Origin of the sequence: Streptomyces sp. NPDC047014 (assembly GCF_040644195.1) — a bacterium.
In the GTDB taxonomy this organism is placed as follows: Bacteria; Actinomycetota; Actinomycetes; order Streptomycetales; family Streptomycetaceae; genus Streptomyces.
In genome coordinates, this window is sequence record NZ_JBEYVX010000026.1 from 60,841 (window position 1) to 81,632 (window position 20,792).

At 72.7% G+C, this 20,792-nt stretch carries 17 protein-coding genes; 10 read left to right on the plus strand and 7 right to left on the minus strand.

Going from position 1 to position 20,792, the window contains the following annotated elements:
* Positions 1 to 8 precede the first annotated feature (8 nt).
* Complete coding sequence (locus ABZ873_RS17260) at positions 9 to 1,370, minus strand: FAD-dependent oxidoreductase (protein WP_360871975.1); 1,362 nt, start codon at positions 1,368 to 1,370, stop codon at positions 9 to 11.
* Between the two features lie 217 nt (positions 1,371 to 1,587).
* Between ABZ873_RS17260 and ABZ873_RS17265 the strand changes: the two genes are divergently transcribed.
* The 3 genes from ABZ873_RS17265 to ABZ873_RS17275 all read left to right on the plus strand — a co-directional run bounded on the left by ABZ873_RS17265 (position 1,588) and on the right by ABZ873_RS17275 (position 3,430).
* The gene (locus tag ABZ873_RS17265) at positions 1,588 to 1,779 is read left to right on the plus strand and encodes a DUF5302 domain-containing protein (RefSeq protein ID WP_360871978.1); all 192 of its coding nucleotides are present in this window, start codon (positions 1,588 to 1,590) and stop codon (positions 1,777 to 1,779) included.
* Between the two features lie 177 nt (positions 1,780 to 1,956).
* The gene (locus ABZ873_RS17270) at positions 1,957 to 2,370 is read left to right on the plus strand and encodes a rodlin (RefSeq protein WP_360871981.1); all 414 of its coding nucleotides are present in this window, start codon (positions 1,957 to 1,959) and stop codon (positions 2,368 to 2,370) included.
* 181 nt (positions 2,371 to 2,551) lie between these two features.
* Complete coding sequence (locus ABZ873_RS17275; protein WP_360872026.1) at positions 2,552 to 3,430, plus strand: glycoside hydrolase family 19 protein; 879 nt, start codon at positions 2,552 to 2,554, stop codon at positions 3,428 to 3,430.
* An 18-nt stretch (positions 3,431 to 3,448) separates the two neighbouring features.
* Here the strand turns inward: ABZ873_RS17275 and ABZ873_RS17280 are convergent, their stop codons facing one another.
* The 3 genes from ABZ873_RS17280 to ABZ873_RS17290 all read right to left on the minus strand — a co-directional run bounded on the left by ABZ873_RS17280 (position 3,449) and on the right by ABZ873_RS17290 (position 9,391).
* The gene (locus tag ABZ873_RS17280) at positions 3,449 to 6,217 is read right to left on the minus strand and encodes a LuxR family transcriptional regulator (RefSeq protein WP_360871984.1); all 2,769 of its coding nucleotides are present in this window, start codon (positions 6,215 to 6,217) and stop codon (positions 3,449 to 3,451) included.
* Between the two features lie 234 nt (positions 6,218 to 6,451).
* Positions 6,452 to 8,215 (minus strand): S8 family serine peptidase, encoded by a 1,764-nt coding sequence (locus ABZ873_RS17285; protein ID WP_360872029.1) that lies wholly within the window; start codon positions 8,213 to 8,215, stop codon positions 6,452 to 6,454.
* Between the two features lie 426 nt (positions 8,216 to 8,641).
* Positions 8,642 to 9,391, minus strand: a complete 750-nt coding sequence (locus tag ABZ873_RS17290) for a DUF1838 family protein (protein ID WP_360871987.1) — start codon at positions 9,389 to 9,391, stop codon at positions 8,642 to 8,644.
* Between the two features lie 213 nt (positions 9,392 to 9,604).
* Here ABZ873_RS17290 and ABZ873_RS17295 point away from each other — a divergent pair, with 213 nt between their 5' ends.
* The 3 genes from ABZ873_RS17295 to ABZ873_RS17305 all read left to right on the plus strand — a co-directional run bounded on the left by ABZ873_RS17295 (position 9,605) and on the right by ABZ873_RS17305 (position 12,028).
* Complete coding sequence (locus ABZ873_RS17295) at positions 9,605 to 10,603, plus strand: DUF1996 domain-containing protein (protein WP_360871990.1); 999 nt, start codon at positions 9,605 to 9,607, stop codon at positions 10,601 to 10,603.
* A gap of 82 nt (positions 10,604 to 10,685) precedes the next feature.
* Positions 10,686 to 11,297: a sigma-70 family RNA polymerase sigma factor gene (locus ABZ873_RS17300; protein ID WP_360871993.1), complete on the plus strand. Its 612-nt coding sequence runs from the start codon at positions 10,686 to 10,688 to the stop codon at positions 11,295 to 11,297.
* Positions 11,294 to 12,028 (plus strand): zf-HC2 domain-containing protein, encoded by a 735-nt coding sequence (locus ABZ873_RS17305; RefSeq protein WP_360871996.1) that lies wholly within the window; start codon positions 11,294 to 11,296, stop codon positions 12,026 to 12,028. Before ABZ873_RS17300 ends, ABZ873_RS17305 begins: the two co-directional genes overlap by 4 nt.
* A 412-nt stretch (positions 12,029 to 12,440) precedes the next feature.
* Here the strand turns inward: ABZ873_RS17305 and ABZ873_RS17310 are convergent, their stop codons facing one another.
* Positions 12,441 to 13,172, minus strand: coding sequence for a hypothetical protein (locus tag ABZ873_RS17310; RefSeq protein WP_360871999.1), 732 nt, complete (start codon positions 13,170 to 13,172; stop codon positions 12,441 to 12,443).
* A 199-nt stretch (positions 13,173 to 13,371) separates the two neighbouring features.
* On the opposite strand from ABZ873_RS17310, the gene ABZ873_RS17315 reads away from it, so the two are divergent.
* The 3 genes from ABZ873_RS17315 to ABZ873_RS17325 all read left to right on the plus strand — a co-directional run bounded on the left by ABZ873_RS17315 (position 13,372) and on the right by ABZ873_RS17325 (position 16,057).
* On the plus strand, positions 13,372 to 14,268 hold the full coding sequence (locus ABZ873_RS17315) for a hypothetical protein (protein WP_360872002.1): 897 nt from the start codon (positions 13,372 to 13,374) through the stop codon (positions 14,266 to 14,268).
* Complete coding sequence (locus tag ABZ873_RS17320; protein WP_360872004.1) at positions 14,265 to 15,086, plus strand: alpha-L-glutamate ligase; 822 nt, start codon at positions 14,265 to 14,267, stop codon at positions 15,084 to 15,086. The genes ABZ873_RS17315 and ABZ873_RS17320 overlap by 4 nt, the downstream gene beginning before the upstream one ends.
* Positions 15,087 to 15,202: 116 nt before the next feature.
* Positions 15,203 to 16,057: a DMT family transporter gene (locus ABZ873_RS17325; protein WP_360872007.1), complete on the plus strand. Its 855-nt coding sequence runs from the start codon at positions 15,203 to 15,205 to the stop codon at positions 16,055 to 16,057.
* 300 nt (positions 16,058 to 16,357) lie between these two features.
* Here ABZ873_RS17325 and ABZ873_RS17330 read toward each other — a convergent pair whose 3' ends face one another.
* Together ABZ873_RS17330 and ABZ873_RS17335 are read right to left on the minus strand one after the other, a co-directional pair.
* Positions 16,358 to 16,483 carry a hypothetical protein gene (locus ABZ873_RS17330; protein WP_360872009.1) on the minus strand — a complete coding sequence of 42 codons (126 nt, stop codon included), beginning with the start codon at positions 16,481 to 16,483 and terminating at the stop codon, positions 16,358 to 16,360.
* A 76-nt stretch (positions 16,484 to 16,559) separates the two neighbouring features.
* Positions 16,560 to 17,102 (minus strand): hypothetical protein, encoded by a 543-nt coding sequence (locus ABZ873_RS17335; RefSeq protein ID WP_360872012.1) that lies wholly within the window; start codon positions 17,100 to 17,102, stop codon positions 16,560 to 16,562.
* 2,652 nt (positions 17,103 to 19,754) lie between these two features.
* Between ABZ873_RS17335 and ABZ873_RS17340 the strand changes: the two genes are divergently transcribed.
* Positions 19,755 to 20,708, plus strand: a complete 954-nt coding sequence (locus ABZ873_RS17340) for an alpha/beta hydrolase (protein WP_360872015.1) — start codon at positions 19,755 to 19,757, stop codon at positions 20,706 to 20,708.
* Positions 20,709 to 20,792: the final 84 nt, after the last annotated feature.

Here is a 20,792-nt window from a genome sequence, read left to right on the forward strand (position 1 = left end):
TCCGAGGGTCAGGCGCCGCTCGCGTCGAGCATGCCCTCACGCTCGACGATCTTCACGCGCTCACGGCCCTGCGGCTCACCGAGCGCCTTCTCGGCGGCGTCCAGCCGGTACCAGCCCTCCCAGGTGGTGTAGCGCACGCTGCGCTCGCCGAGGAAGGACTCGACGGCGGCCGGCTCCGGCGCGGCCGGGGTGCCGAGGCGGCCCTCGGCGTGGTCCGCGAGCAGGTTCGCGACGGTCTCGTTCGCGTCGCCCTTGGTGTGGCCGATCAGACCGATCGGGCCGCGGCGGATCCAGCCCGTGACGTACGTGGACTGCATGGGGCCGCCCGCGTCGATCACGCGGCCGCCCTCGTCCGGGACGGTGCCCGACTCGACGTCCCAGGGGAGCTTGGGCAGCTCGTCGGAGAGGTAGCCGACGGCGCGGTAGACCGACTGCACGTCCCAGTCGGTGAACTGGCCGGTGCCCTTGACGTTGCCGGTGCCGTCCAGCTCGGTGCGCTCGGTGCGCAGGCCGACGACCTTGCCGTCCTCGCCCAGGATCTCGGTGGGCGACTCGAAGAAGTGCAGGAACAGCTTGTGCGGGCGCTCGCCGATGTCGCGGATGGCCCAGTTCTCCAGGGTCTTGGCGACCATGTCGGCCTGCTTGTTGGCGCGGCGGGCCGCTATCGAGCCCTCGTCGTAGTCGATGTCCTCGGGGTTGACGATGACCTCGATGTTGGGCGAGTGGTCCAGCTCGCGCAGCTCCATCGGGCTGAACTTGGCCTGGGCGGGGCCGCGACGGCCGAAGACGTGCACCTCCAGGGCCTTGTTGGCCTTGAGCCCCTCGTAGACGTTCGCCGGGATCTCGGTGGGCAGCAGCTCGTCGGCGGTCTTCGCGAGGACGCGGGCGATGTCGAGGGCGACGTTGCCGACGCCGAGCACCGCGACCTTCTCGGCCTCCAGGGGCCAGGTGCGCGGGACGTCGGGGTGGCCGTCGTACCAGGAGACGAAGTCGGCGGCGCCGTAGGAACCGTCGAGCTCGACGCCCGGGATGTCGAGGGCGCGGTCGGCCGTGGCGCCGGTGGAGAAGATCACGGCGTCGTAGAAGGAGCGCAGCTCGTCGAGGTTGATGTCGCGCGGGTAGTCGACGTTGCCGAAGAGGCGGACCTGGGGCTTGTCGAGCACCTGGTGCAGGGCGGTGATGATGCCCTTGATGCGCGGGTGGTCGGGGGCGACTCCGTACCGGATCAGACCGAAGGGCGCGGGCATCCGCTCGAAGAGGTCGATGGACACACCGGGCTCGACGGCGGCCTCGGACTTCAGCAGCGCGTCGGCGGCGTAGATGCCGGCGGGGCCGGCTCCGACGATTGCTACCCGCAGAGGGCGAGGCATGGCAGGGGTTCCCTTCGAGCGACGGCAAGGCGGATCAACGTGGATCAAAGGGAACCCTAAACGAAGGTAAGCCTAACCCAGCACCCGGTATCGCTTTATGACCCCATAACCCAATCTTATGACATCCCCAAGCCCTCCTTGGAGTATGGGGGAACTCGCTGGTCAGGCGGTACCCCGGCTGACACACTGGGGCCGCTTGATCACTCCAGGAGGACGCATGGCTGACGAAGCAGACACCCCGCAGGACGAATCCCCGGCCGATGCGGCCAAGCGCCGGTTCCGGGAGGCCCTGGAGCGCAACGCCGCGAAGGCCCACGCGCAGCAGTCCCATCAGAACCGGGCCAAGGTCCAGGGCTCCAGCGGCGCCGCGAGCGGCAAGAACAAGAAGGTCCGCCGCAAGAGCGGCTGACCCGCCGCGGAGGCGGCCGGCCCCGCCGCCCCGGGCGGCGGGGCACGGTCCGGCCCCTCCGGCATTGGGCCAGTCGGGTGAGGGGGCATAACCCCCGGCGCCGTCGGCAGTTGATCAGCGCGTCCCCGCCGTGGGCAGCCATCAACATTGCGACAGCGCGACCTAAGGATTCCCCAGATGCTCAAGAAGTTCATGGCCACCGCCGCCGCCACCGCCGCCGTGCTCGGTGCGGGCGCCGCAGTCGCCTCCCCGGCGATGGCGATCGGCAACGACGAGGGCGTGTCCACCGTCAACGGCAACGACTCCTCGCAGCTCTACGGCAACCAGGAGACCCACGGCGACCAGAGCCCGCAGCTCAGCGCCATCCAGGGCTCCCTGAACAAGCTCTGCGTCGGCCTGCCGGCCAAGGTCAACGCCCAGTCCCTGGTCGCCGTCCTCGCCAACATCGGTGTCCAGGACGTCAACGTCCTGTCCAACCCGCAGAACCAGCAGTGCGCCGAGAACTCCACCCAGGCGAAGGGCGACGAGGCCCTGTCGCACATCGCCAGCAACATCCCGATTCTCTCCGGCAACCTCTCCGCCGGCAGCTGATCCGGTTCGATCCCGCGCCGGTGGTACGCGTCACGCGTACCACCGGCGCTTTCGTTTGGTCTAGACCTTGACAGGTTCAGACCACTTCGCTTCAGTGGGGCCTGTTGTTGCCCCCCACGGCAATTCCCCCCACCGAAGGAGCAGTTACGTGATACGTGCGCTACGCCGCCGCGCCTTCTCCCTGGCCGCCGCGGCGGCCGTGACCCTCGGCCTCGCGGTCGCCCTCCCCTCCTCCTCCGCCTCCGCGGCGGCGCCCTGCGCCTCCCCGTGGGCCTCCTCCGCCGTCTACACGGGCGGGATGAACGCCTCGTACGGCGGCCGCAACTGGCAGGCCAAGTGGTGGACCCAGGGCGAGACCCCCGGCACCACCGGCCAGTGGGGCGTCTGGGCCGACCAGGGCGTCTGCGGCGGCGGCGGCCAGGACCCGGATCCCGACCCCTCCGGATTCGTGGTCTCCGAGGCCCAGTTCAACCAGATGTTCCCGAACCGGAACCCCTTCTACACCTACAAGGGCCTGGTCTCGGCGTTGTCCGCCTACCCGGGCTTCGCCAAGACCGGCGACGACACCACCAAGCGCCGCGAGGCCGCCGCCTTCCTCGCGAACGTCTCGCACGAGACGGGCGGGCTCGTGCACATCGTGGAGCAGAACACCGCCAACTACCCCCACTACTGCGACGCGACGCAGCCGTACGGCTGTCCGGCCGGGCAGGCGGCCTACTACGGCCGCGGGCCCATCCAGCTCAGCTGGAACTTCAACTACAAGGCGGCCGGCGACGCCCTCGGCATCAACCTCCTCGCCAACCCGTACCTCGTGGAGCAGGACCCGGCCGTCGCCATGAAGACGGCGCTCTGGTACTGGAACACCCAGAACGGGCCGGGCACGATGACCGCCCACGCCGCGATGGTCAACGGAGCGGGCTTCGGCGAGACCATCCGCTCCATCAACGGCTCCCTGGAGTGCAACGGCGGCAACCCCGGCCAGGTCCAGAGCCGCGTCTCGAAGTACCAGAGCTTCACCCAGCTGCTGGGCGTCACCCCCGGCTCGAACCTGAGCTGCTGAGCGGGCCCGCCCCGGCGGTCACCGCGTGCGCAGCGCGGTGGCCAGCTGGGCGCGGGAGCGGACGTCGAGCTTCTGGTAGATCCGGGTCAGCCGGGCCTCCACCGTCTTGACGCTGAGGAACAGCTTGGCCGCCGCCTCCTGGTTGCTGGCCCCCTGGCTGACCAGCAGCGCGAGACGGACCTCGGCCTCGGTGAGGACCGCGGCCGGGGAGGCGCCGTCGCCCGCCGTGTCACCCGGCGCCGGCTCCCGGGCGAGATCCGCCCAGGGGCCGGCGCCGGCCCGTACGAAGACCTCGGCCGCCGCGCGCAGCGCCGCGCGGGCCGGGGCCCGGCGTCTGCGGCGGCGTTCGACACGGGCCAGGGCCAGCAGCGTACGGCCGCGCTCCAGCGGCAGGCCGAGGGAGTCGAAGCGGTGCGCGGTGTCCTCCAGCAGGCGGACGGCCGCGTCGGCCTCGCCGCGCGCGGCGAGGCACAGGGCCTCGGCGCGGTCCAGGGCGGCGAGCACCCCGGTCCGGCCGAGCCGCAGGGCCACCGGGCGTACGGAATCCAGCAGCTCGGCGGCCTCACCGGGGGCGTCGGCGGCGGTCAGGGCCTCGGCCAGCTCCCCGTGCCAGCGCAGGATCGAGGGGTCGACCACCTGCTGGGCGGCCTCCAGCGCGGCGACGCGGCGCAGGGTGGCCACGGCCTTGGCCGCCTCGCCCGTGGCCAGTTCCACCAGGCCGAGGGCGTGCAGGCTGCGGGAGAGGAAGACCTGGTCCTGCTCCTCCTGGGACGCCTGGATGCCGCGCCGGGCGTATCCCTCGGCGCGGGCGAAGCTGCCGCCCATGGTCTCGGCCATGGCGGCCACGTACCAGGCGGGGCCCGGGGAGAGGCCGGCCTCGATGGTCAGTTCCAGGGCGCGGCGGGCGTGCGCGGAGGCGGATTCGCAGCGGCCGCTGCGCAGTTCGACCTCGGTGAGGCTGCGCAGGACCTCGAAGACGTCCTCGGCGGAGCCGGTGCGCTGGACGGCGGGGAGGAGCACCATGAGCTGGGCGCGGGCGTCGGTGAGCCGGTCGTCGAAGAGGGCGTGGCGGACGGCGAGGTACTGCGGGGCGTTGCGCATGCCGAGGGGGACCTCGGGGGCGGGCAGGGCGAGGGCTTCGGCCAGGATCTCCTCGGCGCCGGTGTCGCCGAGGATGCGGCCCATGCGGGCGCGGACGGTCAGGGCCATGGCCTCGGCGGTCCGGTCCCCGCCGAGGGCGGCGAGGGCGCGTGCCTCGGCCGCGGCGTCGCAGGAGCGGATGGGGTCCCCGTCGCTGAGGTTGTGCTTCCAGGCGATGCGCAGCTGGACGGCGGCCTGGAGCGAGGGATCTCCGGCGGCCTCGTCCATGGCGTGGGCGAAGGTCTCCTCCAGGGTGCCGAGGGCCTGTCCGGCGGCGTCGATCACGGCGAGCCGGGCCCGGACCCGGTCGGCGGGCGAGGAGTCGCGGGCGAGGACGGCGCGGGTGGCGCGGCGGGCGAGGTCGGCGCGGCCGGACCAGCCCGCGTCCTCGGCGGCGCAGACCAGCCGGGCCAGTTCCTCGCCGGCCAGCCAGGAGGGGGTGCGTTCGGCGGCGAGCAGTCCCAGTTCGGCGGCGAGGGCGCGCTGGCCGCGGCGGCGGCAGACGGCGGCGGCCTCGGTGATCTCCGCGGCGAGCCACTGGTCGGGGGTGTCGACGGCGAGCGCCCGGTGCCGTACGGCCTGGACGGGGTCGTCGACGGCGTCGGCGAGCGCGGCGTGGCCGGCGGCGCGCTCGGGCCAGCCGGCGTCGGCGGCGAGGGTGGTGGGCAGGGCTCCGGCGGCGAAGGCGACGGTGCCGTCCTCGCCGACCCGGACCAGCGCGGCCCGTTCCGCCTCGGCCAGCTCGGCTTCGGCGTCGGGGCGGCCGGCCCGGCGCAGCAGGGAGACGGTGGGGCGGGCGGCGAGGGCGGCGAGCAGCAGGGTGCGGCGGGCCTGGGCGGGGACTCCGGCGAGCAGCCCGCGGGCCACGTCGCGGGCGCGTCCGGAGACGGGCAGGGGGTCGGCGTGGTGGGCGCTGCCGTCGCGGGCCTCGGCGGCTTCGGCGAGGGAGTGGCCGAGGGCGAGGGCCAGGCGCGGGTTGCCGCCGCTGGCCTGGTGGATGCGGCCGGCGAGGCGGGCGGGCAGGCCGTGGTGCATGAGGAGTTCGGCGAGCTCGTCGGCGCCGAGCGGGGGGACCCGTATCGCGGGGGCGTCGGCGCCGCAGAGAGATGCGCCGACGGAGGCTCCGCCCTGGACGCGTTCGGCGGCGAGGACGCGGACGCGCGGCGGGGTGAGGCGCAGGGCGAAGCGGAGCAGGTCGGTGCTCTCGGCGTCGAGCCACTGGGCGTTGTCGAGGACGAGCAGGACGGGCTGGTGGGCGGCGAGGGTGCGCAGGACCTCGACGACGGCGAGGCGCAGGGCGATGTGGTCGCGGCCGGCCCGGGGGGCGTCGGCCTCGCGGCGCAGCAGGGCGATGGCGGTGCGCTGGGGGCCGGAGAGCCGTTCCAGGGCGGCCGGGGGTACGGAGGCGAGGAGGGCGGCGGCGGACGCCTCGGGTATCCACTGGTCCGCGGCCTCGGGGGCGAGGCACAGCACGGTCTCGTGGCGTGCCTCGGCCGCGGCCGCGACGGCGCGCGCGACCTCGGTCTTGCCCGCTCCGGCGGGTCCGGTGAGGTGGGCCCGGCCGTGCGTGGTCAGCGCGCGGTCGACCGCCTTGATCAGTTCACCGTTTCCGACACTTGTGTCAGCGTGCCCCGTCGCCGCCACCACGCACAGCCACCAGCCTTCCAGTCCCCAGCTCCTGTGCCCTTCCTGTGAGAGGCGAGAATACGAGGTCGGACGCCGGTGGGACCCGGATTGTGACGCAGAATTCAGTCGAGGGACGCGGAAACCCCGGCGGACCTGCCGATACGCGGGGTATCGGCAGGCCCGGGGATTCCATTGGTCCGTACTATCGCTCCGTCACACCGAGTTGGCGTTCCGGACCGAGCCGGTCCGAAGGGGTCAGAAGGTGAGCTTCCAGGAGTCGATCTTGCCGGTGTCGCCACCGGCGTTGTCGTTGACCCGGAGCTTCCAGGTGCCGTTGGCGACCTCGGAGGAGGCGTTCACGGTGTAGACCTGGTTGATGTTGGCGGTGCCGCCGCCGGTCCGGTTGTGGACCGTGTAGACGGAGCCGTCCGGGGCGACGAGGTCGACCTTGAGGTCACCGATGTAGCTGTGGACGATGTTCACGCCGACCTTGAGGGCGGCGGGAGCGTTGCCGGCCACACCGCTGACGGTGATGGCGCTCTCGACGGTGGTGTTGTCACCGATGGCGACGTCCGTGGTGTTCTCGAAGCCCGGGGTGGGCTGCGTCGAGGTCACCGCGGCGACGGTGGCGGTGGCGTCGGCGAGGCCGGCGCCGCAGCCGCCGGTGCAGGTGCCGGCGAGCGGACGGGCGTTGTTCTTGATCGCCGTCTCGATCTGGGCGGGGGTCAGCGAGGAGTTCGCGGACTTGAGCAGCGCGGCGAGGCCCGCGATGTGCGGGGCGGCCATGCTGGTGCCCTGGTACGGCTTGTAGTTCTCGGCGCCCGGGGTGGTGGTGCCCGCGTTCAGGGTCGAGAGGATCGCGTTCTCGGGGGTGGTGACGGTGCCGGGCGTGTCGGTGGCGCGGCGGGTCTCACCGCCCGGGGCCGAGATGTCGATGATCGAGCCGTAGTTGGAGTAGTACGAGCGGTCACCGGCGCGGTTGGTCGAGGCCACGTTGATGACGTTGTTGCAGCTGGCGGGCGAGTACCCGGCGGCGTCCGCGTTGCTGTTGCCGGCGGCGACGACGACGGTCGTGCCGCGGGCGACGGCCGCGTTGATCGCGTTCTGGTAGCTGGTGCCGCAGGCGCCGGGGCCGCCGAGGCTCATGTTGATGACCTTGGCCGGGGTGGCGTTGGCCGGGACACCGGCCACGGAGCCGCCGGAGGCCCAGGTGATGGCGTCGACGATGTCCGAGGTGGAACCGCCGCACTTGCCGAGCACGCGGACCGGCTGGATCTTCGCGCCGTAGGCGATACCGGCGACACCCTTGGAGTTGTTCGTCGCGGCGGCGATGGTGCCCGCGACGTGGGTGCCGTGCCAGGAGGAGTTGCTGGCCTTGGAGTTGAGGCCGCACTCGCCGTCGGTGGCGTTCCAGTCGCCCTCGTCGGCCGGGTTGCTGTCGCGGCCGCCGCCGTCACGGGCGTAGGCGGCGCTGCTGATGAAGTCGTAGCCGGCCACGATGTTCGGGGCGACGTCCGAGTGGGCGACGTAACCGGTGTCGATCACGGCGACGGTGACGCCGGAGCCGGTGGTCCTGTCCCAGGCACCGGGGACGTTCATGCCGGCGGTGGGCTCGAAGAGGTCCCACTGCTTGGCGTAGTCGGTGTCGTTCGGGGTGACGGCCATGGCGTAGGCGCGGGTGTCCGGCTCCACGTAGGCGACGTCCGGGTCGGCGCGGAACTGGGCCATCACGTCGGCGGCCTCGGCCGGGGCGACGGTCCCGCCCAGGTTCACCAGCGCGGCGCCGGTGCCCAGACGGCGGTCGAACTTCGCCTTCTTGCCGGCCTTCTTCCCCTTGGCGGCGGCGTCGTCGGCGGCGGCGGTGTTGGAGCTGGCCTCGGTGGCCGAGGACTTGTAGCCGACGATCAGGTTCTCAACAGGCGCCGTGGCGGCGGTCGTGGCCGCGGGGGCCGCGGTGGGGTTCTCGACGGCCACGGCCACGGTGGCGGTCGCGGTGCCGGCGAGCAGGGTGACGGACATGGCCACCACGGATATGAGCCTGCGTCTCGTTGCGTGCACGTGATCCCTTTCGAGGGCCGTTTCCGGGCAGGCCGGAGCGGCCGGTCGGTGCAGTGTGGGGGTGGTTCCGGCGGCCGCGGGGCCGGGAGCGAGTTGGTCGGTCTCGCCCCGGCCGCCGCCGCACGCCACGTCGTCCCGGCCGCAACGGCGAGGCTGGGGCGACGGCGTCCCGGATCCCTTTCCCTCCCGCGGGGCCTACACGCCATGTGGGGTTGGCGTGTGAACCGCCCGGTCGGGGGAAGATCGCCGGTGGGCAGACAGTAGGCAACGCGGGGGTGAACTGGATACGGGGAAAACCCTTGTCCGCCCCCTGCCACTCCCCCCGGATCCCCCTCCGCACCGGCTCTGAGCAGGCATGTCACCGGACGGCGCGAGGAGGGGCGGCCCTCAGCGCGGCGGGTGGAGCCTGCGGAAGGCGGTCCAGCTGTTCTCGTTCGGCTCGGTCCACTTCTCCGGTGCGTGGGCGAATGCGGGGTGGTGGCCGGCGATGAACTCGCGGGTGCGCGCCGGGACCCGCTCGTACGAGTCGAGCTTGCGGCCGCGGCAGTGGTAGGTGAGGCCGCCGGGGCGCGGGCCCTGCTCCATCCAGGGCAGCCAGGGGGACATCCGGGTCCAGGACATCGTCGCGGGGACGCTCACCGCGTCGGTGGACAGGACGGTAGCGGGCGCGAAGAACTGGAAGAGTTCCAGGGCCCGGTAGGTGTCGTCGGCCGAGTTCCGCGGGTACTGCGCGACCGGCAGCGGCGAGGGGTGGGAGAGCGGGATCTCCAGGCTGAAGCAGACCTGGTCGCCGAGGTCGGTGAGCGGGACCGGGAAGGGCCGCAGCATCAGGTTGGCCGGGTCGTTCCAGATGTGCTCCACCGCCCTGCCCTCCCAGGTGTCCAGGATCTCCCGGGTGAGGGGGTCGAGGTAGAAGGCCGCCTCGCGGGTCAGGAGCCGGTAGCCGCCGCTCTCCTCGTCCGGGACCAGGCGCGCGACGTTGATCCCTTCGAAGCCGAAGAGCCTCTGGTAGGGCTCGCCGGGGGCCCAGGAGTGGATGTCGCCGGTCCACCAGTAGGTGACCTCGGCGCCGTCGAGGGAGGCACGGGTGCGGGCGAAGGCGGTCAGGAGTTCTGCGGGGGTCGCGGCGTGTGTCATGGGGCCACTGTGCGGGCCGGTGCCGCGGGGGGACAAGCGACCCCACGGACAACTCCGGTTCCCGCAAAGGCGGAACGATTCCGCGTACGGGTCCGGGCGCCCCCGGAGTTCGCTCCGGCGAACGCCCCTCACGGTGGCCGGTTGTGCCGGGTCCCCGCCCGGCCCCCGGGCCGCGGGTTGACGGCGGCGGACGAACCGGCGACGGTGACCGCCATGTGGATGGAACACCGACTGCTCGCCCTCGCCGTCTGCCTGCTCCTGGGCGGCGGACTGACCGCCGCGGCCGTGGGTGCCTCGCGTACAGGCGGCCCGCACGCGGCGGCGGGCTCCGGCCGTCCGGCGCCGTCCGACTACGTGGACATCCGCGAGGTCCCGGTGGCCGCGGAGCCGGCTCCTCCGGCGGGCGCCGAGGGCTCGCCGGGGTCGGTGGTCGTGGAGTGCGGCCGCAACGAGGAGCGGCACTACAACGAGGACAACGTGGTGGTCTCGCCGGGCCTGCGCTCCGGCGCCCACCACACCCACGCGTACGTGGGCAACCTCTCCACCGACGCCCTCTCGGTGGACGCCACCCTCGCCGCGGCCCCCACCAGCTGCACCGGCGGCGACCGTTCCGCCTACTACTGGCCCGTGCTGCGCCGCCCGGACCGCCCGGGCCTCCTCCCGTACGAGACCACCGCGGGGCACGGCAACAGCGGCGAGATCCTGCGGGAGAGCTCCGTACGCGTCGAGTACCGGGGGAACCCGGTGGCCGAGGTGGTGGCCATGCCGCCCTCCCTGCACGCGATGACCGGCGACGCGGTGGCCCGTACGGCCGGGAGCGGGGCCCAGGTCCGGGCCCGCTGGGGCTGCTCCGGCTCCCCCGACCGGCCCACCACCCGCTATCCGCGCTGCCCCGAGGGCGACCTCCTCACCCGCACCCTCGTCTTCCCGAGCTGCTGGAACGGCCTCGACACCACCAGCCCCGGACACCGCTCCCACCTGCGCTTCCCCTCCGCCGCCGGGGTCTGCCCGGCGGGCACCTTCCCCGTACCGGAACTGCGCCTCTCGCTGGCCTACAAGGTGCCCGCGGGGGCGCCCGTGGCCGTCGACTCCTTCCCCGAGCAGCGGCACAGCCCGCTCACCGACCACGCCATGTTCGTCAACGCGATGACCGGATCCCAGATGGCCGCCGTGGTCGACTGCCTCAACTCGGGCCGCACCTGCCGGACATGAGTGACGCAGCTCACATGAACCGTCCGGCCTCCGGTGGCGTGTTCCGACCGCACCACCAGCGAGGAAAGACGGAGAGGGTGAGATGGCCGGACCACTGTGGCCCCGAAGTCGGCGGGGCTCGACCGACGAGGTTCTGATCAGATCGGTGTACGAGGAACACGGCAACGCGCTGCTCGCCTACGCCACCCGCCTGACCGGGGACCGCGCCGCCGCCGAGGACGTCGTACAGGAAACCCTCATCCGTGCCTGGCGGCACTCCGAGGTCCTGGTCAACGGGAAGGGCTCGGTACGCGGCTGGCTGCTCACCGTCGCCCGGAACATCATCACCGACCGGTACCGGGCGCGGGCCGCCCGGCCGCCGGAGGTCTCCGGCTCCGCGGCCGCTCCCCCGGTCGAGGCGGATCACGCCGACTCGGTGGTGGACAGCATGACCGTCCTGGGCGCCCTGGACCGGCTCTCGCCGGAACACCGGGACGTGCTCAAGGAGTTGTACTACCGGCAGCTCAGCGTGGCGGAGGCGGCGGACACCCTCGGGATCCCGGCGGGTACGGTCAAATCGCGTTCGCACTACGCCCTCAAGGCCCTGCGCGACGTCTTCCGGGACGACGGACTGCGGGAGAGCGCCGGAAGAGACAGAAAACGATCGGGCAGGCCGCCCCAGCAGCCGTCCGGACTGCGTGAGGTGGTGGCATGAACGGGCAGCGGCACGAGGAGGAACTGCTCGGTCCGTACGTGCTCGGCGTCCTGGACGCCGAGGAGGCCCGCCGGGTCGAGGAACACATGGGCGGGTGCGTGCGGTGCCGGGAGGAGGTGACCGCCTTGCGTGAGATGGAAGCGGCACTGGGCGAGGTGCCCGAGGAGGCGTTCCTCGACGGGCCGCCGCAGGGCGGGGACCTGATGCTCCAGCGCACCCTGCGGCAGATGCGCGGCGAGCGGACCGGCGAGCGGCGCAGGCGCACGGGTTTTGCGGGACTGGCCGTGGCCGCTTCGCTGGCGGCGGTGTTCTGGGCCGGCACCCAGCTGGGCTCGGAGGACCAGGGGGCCGTGGCCCTGCCGCCGGTGCCGCCGTCCCCGACGGCTTCGGCGGACCCGTCGCAGCCGCCCAAGGGGACGCGGAACCTCTCCGCGACCGACCCGTCCACCGGGGCGCGGCTCACCGTGCAGATGACCCCGGCCAGTCAGTGGGTGCGGCTGCGCGCGGCGGTGACGGGGGTGCCGCCGGGTGAGCGGTGCCGGCTGGTCGTGGTGGCCAAGGACGGGAAGCGCACGACGGCGGGCAGCTGGGTCGTCGGCGGCCAGAGCCCGGAGAAGAGCGAGGGCAAGGGCGCGGCGCTGGACGGTTCGGCGGCGGTGGATCCGGCGGACGTGAAGGCGGTCCTGGTGGAGAACGAGTCCGGCAGGACGTTCGTGTCGGTGCCGGTCTGAGGACCCGCGCCGGCGGTGGTCCGGGCCGCGAGCGGTGAATCGGGCCGCCGGCGTGGTCCGGGCCGCCGGACGTGACGGAGCCCGGGAGCATATCCAGCTCCCGGGCTCCTGTGTGCCACCCAATTGCGCACACCGGCTCGTTGAAGAGTCGCGGATCATTCTGAGACCGACGTGTTCTACCTTTGAACTACCGCGCCACGGGGAGAGGCGCAGGGGGGACTTGAACCCCCATCCGTCGATGATCGTCCGCGCTCGGTCGATCCGGTGTTCGGCGGCGAATACTGAGACTGGAGCGAGAATCTGAGATTTACGGGGGTGTGACACGACAGCCACAGCCCCGGTCAGCTTCAACATCAGTTTCAGCTTGCGCTTCCGCGCACCCCCCGCGCTCAAACGGGGGGCGATCGTGGGGCTACCGGAAGAGGTAGCCGAATACCGCGTCGCCGATCCGCTGGTCGGTGACCTCGGTGCTGTTGGCCTCCTCGCGGGCGAACTTCACGGCCTGCTGGAGCTTCTCGATCCGGTCCAGCAGCTCGTTCACCCGGCGGGCGGGCAGGGCGCCGGAGAACTTCACCGTGGTCCAGTACCCGACGGCGACGTCCTCGTAGTAGACCTCGACCTGCGCCGGGTGCTTCTCCGTGGCCTCCGCCTTGACGTGGTTGCGGGGCACTTTCTTGGTACGGATGGTGCGGACGGGGTCCGTCTTCCACGAGTCGGTGGACGGGTCCAGGTTCCACGCCTCGGAGGCGTCCAGCACCGGCAGCTTGCGCACGAAGGCGTGCAGATCGGTGAGCTGCTTCTCCAGGAAGAGCAGGTACGGCACGGGCACCTGCGGCAGCAGGACCGTTCCGTCCACCACCACATCGGCGGACGCGCTGCGGTTCGCCCAGTCCTTGGTCGCCGTCACGTCGAACAGCCGCGTCAGCGTGGCCGCCGTGGCCCGCAGCACGTCCTCCGCCTTGACCTGCACCCGGGTGGACTCGGGCGGCAGCTGCTCGCCCTCCTCGTCCTTGGGCTGGTACGTCCGCGAGATACCGGCCAGCAGGGCGGGCTTCTGCACGTCGTGGTGAGCCTGGGTGAGCTCCTGGAGGGACTTGGACTTGACGCCCTTTTCGACTGCGATGATCTGATTCAGCTTCGGCACGGGCTCAACCTAGCAAGCGTTCGTACGATCATTCACCCGCATTTCCCGCCCGCCGCGCCTCCGCGCCCTTCCCGCACCCCTCACACCCCTCACACCCGTCACACCCGGACTGATCATCACATTGCACTCCATGACATCCTGTGTCGTCACCACTCGCCGGACGGAATCGGCGGACGTCCGGGGAACTTGGGGAAAGTCGATGAGGCTCTGCTTCCTGGTGGAGGAGCACTACCGCCACGACGGCATGCCGAACGAGGTGATCCGGCAGCTGACCGCCTGGGGCCACCACGTGGACGTGGTACGGCCGGGCGGCTCGCTGCTGCGCATGACCGAGGTGGTCGACGCGGGCGCGCACGACGCGTGGGTGCTCAAGACCGTCTCCGGCGGCCCGGGTCTGACCCTGCTCGAAGCCGCCGCCGCAGCGGGCACCACCACCGTCAACGACGCCCGGTCGATCCGCGGCGTACGCGACAAGGCGCTGGCGGCGGCGATCGGCCGCGTCCGGGGGCTCCCGCTGCCGCCGACCTACGCCGTCGCCCACCCCGCGCTGCTGCGGGAGATACCGGCGGCCGAGTACCCCCTCGTCGTCAAGCCCGCCGACGGCAGCTCGGGGCGCGCCGTGCACCTGGTGTCCTCGCCCGGCCTGCTGGAGGTGCTGCTGCCGCGGCTCGCGGGCGAGGGCATGCTGATCGCGCAGCCGTACGTACCGAATTCGGGCACGGACATCAAGGTGTACGCGGTCGGCGGGGAGCTCTTCGCCACCGAGCGCTGCTCCCCGCTGCACCCGGACCCGGCGGTGCGCGAGCGCCGGGTGCCGCTGTCCTCGGAAGTGGCCGCGATCGCCGCGCAGGTGGGGGCCGTCTACGGACTCGACCTGTACGGGGTGGACGTCCTGCTGGGGCCGGACGGGCCCGTGGTGGTCGACGTGAACGACTTCCCGAGCTTCCGTCAGGTGCCGGACGCGGCCGCCCGGGTGGCGCGCGCGGTGCTCGACCTGGCGGGGGCGGGAGGTACTGCTCCGGCCGCGCCGATGCCGTCCGCGCGGCCCCTGTCGATCCCGGCGCAAGCCTCGGCCGGGGCGGGGGACGCCGGATGAGGATCGGCCTGATCACCCCGGAGCCCGGCCATCCGCTGCTCGCGGACACCACCGCGCTGCTGGAGCCGGAGCACACGGTGGTGGCGCTGGATCCGGTGTCTGCCGGGGCTTCGGCGGGGAACACGCTACGGTCCCTCCCCCTGGCCGATGTCTACCTGTTGAAGTCCCGCACGCCGGAGGCGCTGGACCTCGCCCGGCACCTGGAGGAGCGCGGGGCACCCGTGGTGAACTCCGCCGCCGCCACCGCCCTGGTCCAGGACCGGACGGCCATGGCGGAGCGAGCCCTCCGGGCCGGTCTGCCCTTCGCGGCGACCCGTACCGTCGGCCCGCTGGCCGCGTGGGCGGCCGTACGGGAGCTTGCCGGGCCGGTGGTGGTCAAGAGCCGGCGCAGCCGCCGCGGCGACCTGGTGGCCCGGGCCGATGACACCGCCGCGCTGCGCGCGCTGGCGCGAGACCGGCCGGAGGAGCCGGTCGTGGTCCAGGAGTACGCCCCGAACAACGGCTGGGACCACAAGCTGTGGGCGATCGACGGCCAGGTCTTCGCGGCCCTGCGCCGCTCGGAGCTGTCCCCGGAGGGCCGCGGCCCGACCCGGCCCCTCCCGCTCGACGGGCTGCCCGCGGGCTGGGAGGACCTGGTCCGCGAGGTGGGGGCCGTGTTCGGCCTGGACGTCTACGGCGTGGACCTCATCGACACGGGCGCCGGGACCCCGCTCATCGTGGACGTCAACGCCTTCCCGGGGATCCGGGGGCAGGCGGGGGCGCCGCGCGCGCTGGCGGAGCTGGCGCTGAGGAGGGGCGGGGGCGCGGGAGCCGGCTGAGGCGGGCTCCGCCGCGCGGCCCCGGCAGGTCCGGACGGGGGAAAGCCGGGGGCGAGGGGTGGCGGTGGCCCGGTGTCGCGGCGCGGGCGGGCGGCGGGCCCGGTGAGGATCGGGGCATGGGCGTCGTCCTGCCGGTCCTCTTCGCGCTGTTCGCGGCGTTCAGCAACGCGCTCGCCACCGTGCTCCAGCGGCGGGCCGCGCTCACCGTGCCGCAGAGCGACGGCTTCCGTCCCGGCCTGGTGCTGGACCTGCTGCGGCGGCCGGTCTGGGTCGCCGGGATCCTGGCCGTGATCGCGGCCGGGGTGGGGCAGGCCGCGGCGTTGGCCACGGGTGCGCTGGCCCTCGTACAGCCGCTGTTCGTGCTGGAACTGCCGCTCGCCCTGCTGATCGCCTCGCTGCTGACGCGGCAGCGGCTGCCGCGTTCGCTGTGGCTGGCCGTGGCGGCCGTCGTGGCGGGGCTCGGGCTGGCGCTGGTGGCCGCCTCGCCGGCGGGCAACCGTACGGATGTACCGCCCGCGCGGTGGGTGGTGGCGCTGAGCGCGTGCGCGGTGGTGGTGGCGCTGCTGGCGGTGACCGGCCTGCGCCGGCCGCCGGGGCGCTCGCGGGCGGTCTGCCTGGGCGCGGCGACGGCCGTCTGCTACGCCCTGACGGCGGCGCTGATGAAGTCGGCGGTGCACGTGCTGGACGAGCACGGCCTCGGGGCGTTTCTGACCACCTGGGAGACGTACGCCTTCGGCGCGACCGGCATCTGCGCCCTGCTCCTGCTGGAACACGCCATGCAGGGCGGCCCCCTGGTCGCCTCCCAGCCCGCACTCACCCTGGGCGACGCGAGCGTGAGCATCGCCCTGGGCGTGATCCTCTACGAGGAGCACCTGCGGGCGGACTGGTGGCTCCTCCCGCAGCTCCTGGGCGTGGCCCTGATCTGCTCGGGCGTCCTGGCTCTGGCGCGGGCGGGGGAGGGCGCGCCGTGAGGACCAGGGCCTGTTCGGCGGCATGGCGGAAGGCGACAACGGAGAGCGCGATGCCGATGCGGCCCGTCCGCTGCGGCGGGCACCCGCAGGCGGCGCCCAGCAGACTGAACGACGCCGCGCCGTGGCCGACGCCCTCTGCGCGTGCGCGGCAGCGGCCCACACGGCATCGGGCGGCCTTTCGAGCCGGACGGGATGCAGGGCGAGCAGGAACTGCCGGTGGCAGTCGGCCCGGATCCGGCCCCGCAGCCCCTGGAACTCGGCGGCCTGCCGGTCGGAGGCCCGCGCGAGGGCGGCGGTGTGCTACTGCCGGTAGAACCCGCCGACGGTGTGCATGTGCCCGAACGGCGCCGGATGGGCGACCCGGCGCGCATCCGGCTGCCGCTCGGCCTGCTGCAGCGCGGCCGGAGCGAGGGTGGTGTCCCCCATGACTCTGATCCTGGGGGGGCGCCGCTTGCCAGACATCAACGCCGCGCCTGGAGAGGGCAGTTGCCCCTACCCACCCCTACCCGCTGCTGCGCTCCTGCGGGAGGCCGGTGGCCGAGATCCGCTCGACGAAGCACCGTACCTGTTCCTCGACGGGCTCCTCGGCCGACACGGGCATCACGCACCAGCGGGACGTACCGCCTTCACCGAACCGCCCGGTGACGAAGGACACGAACACTGCGGCGGACTCCCCCCGCGCCTGGACCCGAATCCCGTTCGGGGACGGCCGGAGGTCCCATCGCTCGTACCAGTCGGCGGCGGCGATCCGCTGGGCGAGAAGACGTGCCGCGGTATCCACGGGCTCCTCCCAGCTGTGGTCCACGACGACCCGAGCCAGCTCGGCCTCGTACTGCGCGGCGTCGAAGCGGACCTCGGGCGGGAGAGGGACCCGGATGTCGTGGGTGTTCTCCCAGTCCACCCACTCGATATGCGGGCCCCGGCGCCGGACGGTGACGAAGACTCCGCCGCAGCAGCTGGTGACGCAGTCATTGTTCGACAGCTCGGCACGCCGTGGCTCAGGACCGGCCCACAGCGGCCACGTCTCCGGCGAACCGAGCCACATCTGCTGATAGCAACTCGAATCACCACCCTGATGTACCTCCTCCAACACGTCGCGCCCGTCAATCAGGGGCCGCATGCCCACCCCTTGCATGGCCGCATGCGGGCGCGGAAGGACGGGGCGGAGAGCGATGACGCTCACGGGTGCGAGGTGTTCCATACCGCCCATGATCCCGGACCGGCGGCGGGACGGGCCGGTGGGCTCGGGGTCTCTGTGCGTGCCCGTGAATGAGGGTTCTTGGTCACCTGGATCTTGTCCGCCGATCCAGGTTCCCCCAGGGGGTTACAACTTCGATCTTGAACTGCATCGTGAGCTTCCCCATGGGCACCCACTGCACGGAGTGGGGGCCACCGCTGTGGCACGATGCGAAGGATGTGACGACGTCCTGTTCAGCGTCGCGAACCAGCCGTTCCCCTGGGCTGTGGTGCACCTGACGTGGACGGGCCGCGAGGAACGAGCACCGTGGCCGACGACAACACCGCTGGCAAGCTTGGCCGAGCTCCTCACCGAATGGGCCGACCACGGCTGCAACGACGAGGCGGCGGCGTCTACGGAGTCACGTGCGTAGCCAGATTGTCGTCGCAGCGAGTGGCGACCGCCCGGTGTTGCTTCAAAGGGTTGATCGCACGTTCAACGGTGTTGCGCCTCTTGTACCGCTCTTCGTCGAAGGCCGGCGGTCGTCCGCCACGTGAACCTCGGCGCAGGCGGGCGGCCTGACTGTCGGTCTTCTCCGGGACGGTGTGCCGGATGTTCCGTCGGCGCAGGTACTCGCGGCAAGGTCCATTGCGGTCTGCCTTGTCGGCCGCAACGCCGCCCGGCTTCTTGCGGGGCCGCCCGGCTCGATCTTCGGGACGCGGATCTTCTCCAGCACCGGCCTGAACTGGGTGCAGTCAGCCCGCTGACCTGCGGTAGCGATCAGGGGCAGCGGAGGGCAGCGACCGTCGGCTGTCTCTGGTGGAGCTCGCTGGTGACCCCGCCCCGCGAACTCCCCAGGCCCTCACTTCCCGCACCACCCCCACCAGGCGGGCGACAAGGCTCTGCCATGGTGTCTCGCCCTGGTGTTCTGACTGCCCGGCCCCCTTTGAAGCGGGCGCCGCAGGCGGATCGGTCCGGGCGCCGGCCGCGCGCTTATGCGCCCGATGATGGTGGAGGCGACCGAGACGTCCCAGCCGATCTCACCGGCCGCGTTCGCGGCAGCCTGGACCTGCTGGGGCAGACGCTCCGGCGTTGCATCCGCAGACCACAGCCGACGGCGTCCGTAGACCGTCTTCCACGGCCCGAACCGTTGAGGCAGGTCACGCCGCTGAACCCGGTCCGAACCCGGTCCGGAATCCCGTCGATCACCTGCCGAGGGTCCCGTCATCGGCCACCATGCCGGTTACTGACCGATAGGAACGGCTGAATCCGTTCCCACCCGGCATCTGTTGGATCTCCCCGCCTCGTGTCCACATCAACGACCTGGGCCGAAGCGGTCGCATGGCCGGCCGGACAAGTCCTAGGTGGCCCCGGGCCTGGCGCGGAAACCTTGCACTGGAAGCGGACGGCGACGTCGGCACGGACAGGGGGTACTGCCGTCGGGTGCGGAAGCGGTCGCCTCCCCCGATGGGACGGGACGCACATCGGCTGGGAGCGGGGATCCTGGGCAGCCACGGGACGGCAGCGCACTCGTACCCGCCGGGGAGGGCGACCGGACCTCCTGGTGGCGACGCAGCTTCCCCCTGGAGGCAGGCAGGACTGCTCTCAGTGCGGTGGGGACTCGGCCGGCGCGGCTTGACCGAGTAGGGATCGCGGGGGCGGGCCGTAGGATCGGCCTGATCGGGCGGGTGGTTGGTGCGGCAGGGTGGGTGGTGGGTGTGACGAACCGGATGGCGGCGGTGGCGTTGGCAGCGGTGACGGCCGCTGTGCTGCTGGGGGGCTGCGCGGGCGGAACGACCTCCGACAAGCCGGACGCTCCGGCATCGCCTTCCTCATCCGACACGGCCCCGGCCGAACCGTCCGCCTCGGTGACTGTGTCGCCAGCCACTGACGAGCCCACAACCGGGCCGTCCACCACACCCGAACGCACAACTGTGCCGTCGACCACCAACGGCCCCACAGCCGCCCCGCCGGCAACCACGCAGAACCCGCAGCAGGGCTCCACCCCCTCCCCTTCCCTCTGGAAGCCACCGCCCTTCGACCCCAAGAAGCCCTCGCCGCCGAACTACACGGTGCCGCCGCCGATGCGGTAAGGGACGCACGGCACCAAACCCGCACCTCGGGCAGGAACACAGACCAGCGGTCCCGAGCGACACGGTGCCACCGCCGAGGCGGACCCAGCTCCGATGCCCCTCGCCGGTGAGCGCCACTGCTGCGGCGGAGCGTGTCGCCCGGGCGGAAAACTCGCTCCGGGCACCCGCCCGTTGGCCCGGCCCTGCCGTCGCGGTGGGGGCGGCAGCCTGCCGGAACGCGCGGCGCCCGGGCGGCCCGGTGGATCCACGAGAGCTCGGCCGTGAGGAGCCGACCTCCTGCCCGGAGCCCAAGACCGGCTCATGAAACTGAACCGAAAACCGCCCCACCCATGGCCTTGTCAGCCGCAGAATCACATCGCTAGGGTCCATGATTACACGTGTAACAGACTCACTACGTCGACGCTCCCACCCACCCGAAAGGCCCGCCATGACCCAATCTCCCCCGACCACCTTCGACATCGCCGACATGACCTGGCCGCCCCCGCCCTACCAACCCCCCGTACCCCCGGTGACCGCCCCCGACGGAGTCCGTCACTTCGACGGGATCACCTACGCCACCACCCCCGGCTACCGCCCCCGCCTCCTCGACGTCCAAGTCCCCGCAGGCGACGGCCCCTTCCCCGCCGTGGTCTGGATCCACGGCGGCGGCTGGCTGGAGGGCGACCGCCGCTACCCGCCGCCGACCGTCCCTGCCACCCTCCTCCACGGCACCGTGCTCGCCGCCGGCCTCGCGCTCGTCTCCATCGACTACCGCCACAGCCTGGAGGCCCCGTTCCCCGCCCAGCTGCACGACGTGAAGGCCGCCATCCGTTACGTCCGCACCTTCGCCGCCGAACTCGGCATCGACCCGGCCCGGATCGCCGTCTGGGGCGAGTCCGCCGGCGGCCACCTCGCCGCCCTCGCGGGCCTGGTCGGCGCGGACCGGCCAGCGCTCGAAGGCACCCAGGGCGTCGGCTCCGGCGACACCGACGTCCTCGCGGTGGTCGACTGGTACGGCGTCTCCGACCTGGTCTCCCTCGCCGACCACCCCATGCCGCCCCTGCCACCGATGCCCGCCGGTACGGAGTTCCCGGACCCCTACGTCGCCCTGCTCGGCGCCTCCGTGACCGACCGCCCGGACCTCGCGCGGGCCGCGAGCCCGGTGACGTACGCCGCAGGCTCGAACCCCCTGCCCTTCCTCCTGGTCCACGGCACGCACGACGCCCTCGTCCCCTACAGCCAGAGCGAAGCCCTCGCAGCCGCCCTGACCGGCGCCGGGGGCGAGGTCACACTCAGGCCGGTGGAGAACGCCGACCACATCTTCCTCGGCTCACCGGACATCGTGAAGATCGTGGAGGAGAGCGTCACCTTCCTGGCCACCCGTCTCAGCACCCACCCCTGAGCCCGCATCCCCGCACCGGGCCCCGGCGACCGGGGCAGCCGGGGCAGCCGGGGCAGCCGGGGCAGCCGGGGCAGCCGGGGCAGC

Bases quoted from the DNA above. Each gene is read 5' to 3' on its own strand.
- ABZ873_RS17260 (WP_360871975.1), bottom strand. From the start codon at position 1,370: ATGCCTCGCCCTCTGCGGGTAGCAATCGTCGGAGCCGGCCCCGCCGGC.
- ABZ873_RS17265 (WP_360871978.1), top strand. From the start codon at position 1,588: ATGGCTGACGAAGCAGACACCCCGCAGGACGAATCCCCGGCCGATGCG.
- ABZ873_RS17270 (WP_360871981.1), top strand. From the start codon at position 1,957: ATGCTCAAGAAGTTCATGGCCACCGCCGCCGCCACCGCCGCCGTGCTC.
- ABZ873_RS17285 (WP_360872029.1), bottom strand. From the start codon at position 8,215: ATGTCCGTCACCCTGCTCGCCGGCACCGCGACCGCCACCGTGGCCGTG.
- ABZ873_RS17290 (WP_360871987.1), bottom strand. From the start codon at position 9,391: ATGACACACGCCGCGACCCCCGCAGAACTCCTGACCGCCTTCGCCCGC.
- ABZ873_RS17295 (WP_360871990.1), top strand. From the start codon at position 9,605: ATGTGGATGGAACACCGACTGCTCGCCCTCGCCGTCTGCCTGCTCCTG.
- ABZ873_RS17300 (WP_360871993.1), top strand. From the start codon at position 10,686: ATGGCCGGACCACTGTGGCCCCGAAGTCGGCGGGGCTCGACCGACGAG.
- ABZ873_RS17305 (WP_360871996.1), top strand. From the start codon at position 11,294: ATGAACGGGCAGCGGCACGAGGAGGAACTGCTCGGTCCGTACGTGCTC.
- ABZ873_RS17315 (WP_360872002.1), top strand. From the start codon at position 13,372: ATGAGGCTCTGCTTCCTGGTGGAGGAGCACTACCGCCACGACGGCATG.
- ABZ873_RS17320 (WP_360872004.1), top strand. From the start codon at position 14,265: ATGAGGATCGGCCTGATCACCCCGGAGCCCGGCCATCCGCTGCTCGCG.
- ABZ873_RS17325 (WP_360872007.1), top strand. From the start codon at position 15,203: ATGGGCGTCGTCCTGCCGGTCCTCTTCGCGCTGTTCGCGGCGTTCAGC.
- ABZ873_RS17330 (WP_360872009.1), bottom strand. From the start codon at position 16,483: ATGGGGGACACCACCCTCGCTCCGGCCGCGCTGCAGCAGGCCGAGCGG.
- ABZ873_RS17335 (WP_360872012.1), bottom strand. From the start codon at position 17,102: ATGTGGCTCGGTTCGCCGGAGACGTGGCCGCTGTGGGCCGGTCCTGAG.
- ABZ873_RS17340 (WP_360872015.1), top strand. From the start codon at position 19,755: ATGACCCAATCTCCCCCGACCACCTTCGACATCGCCGACATGACCTGG.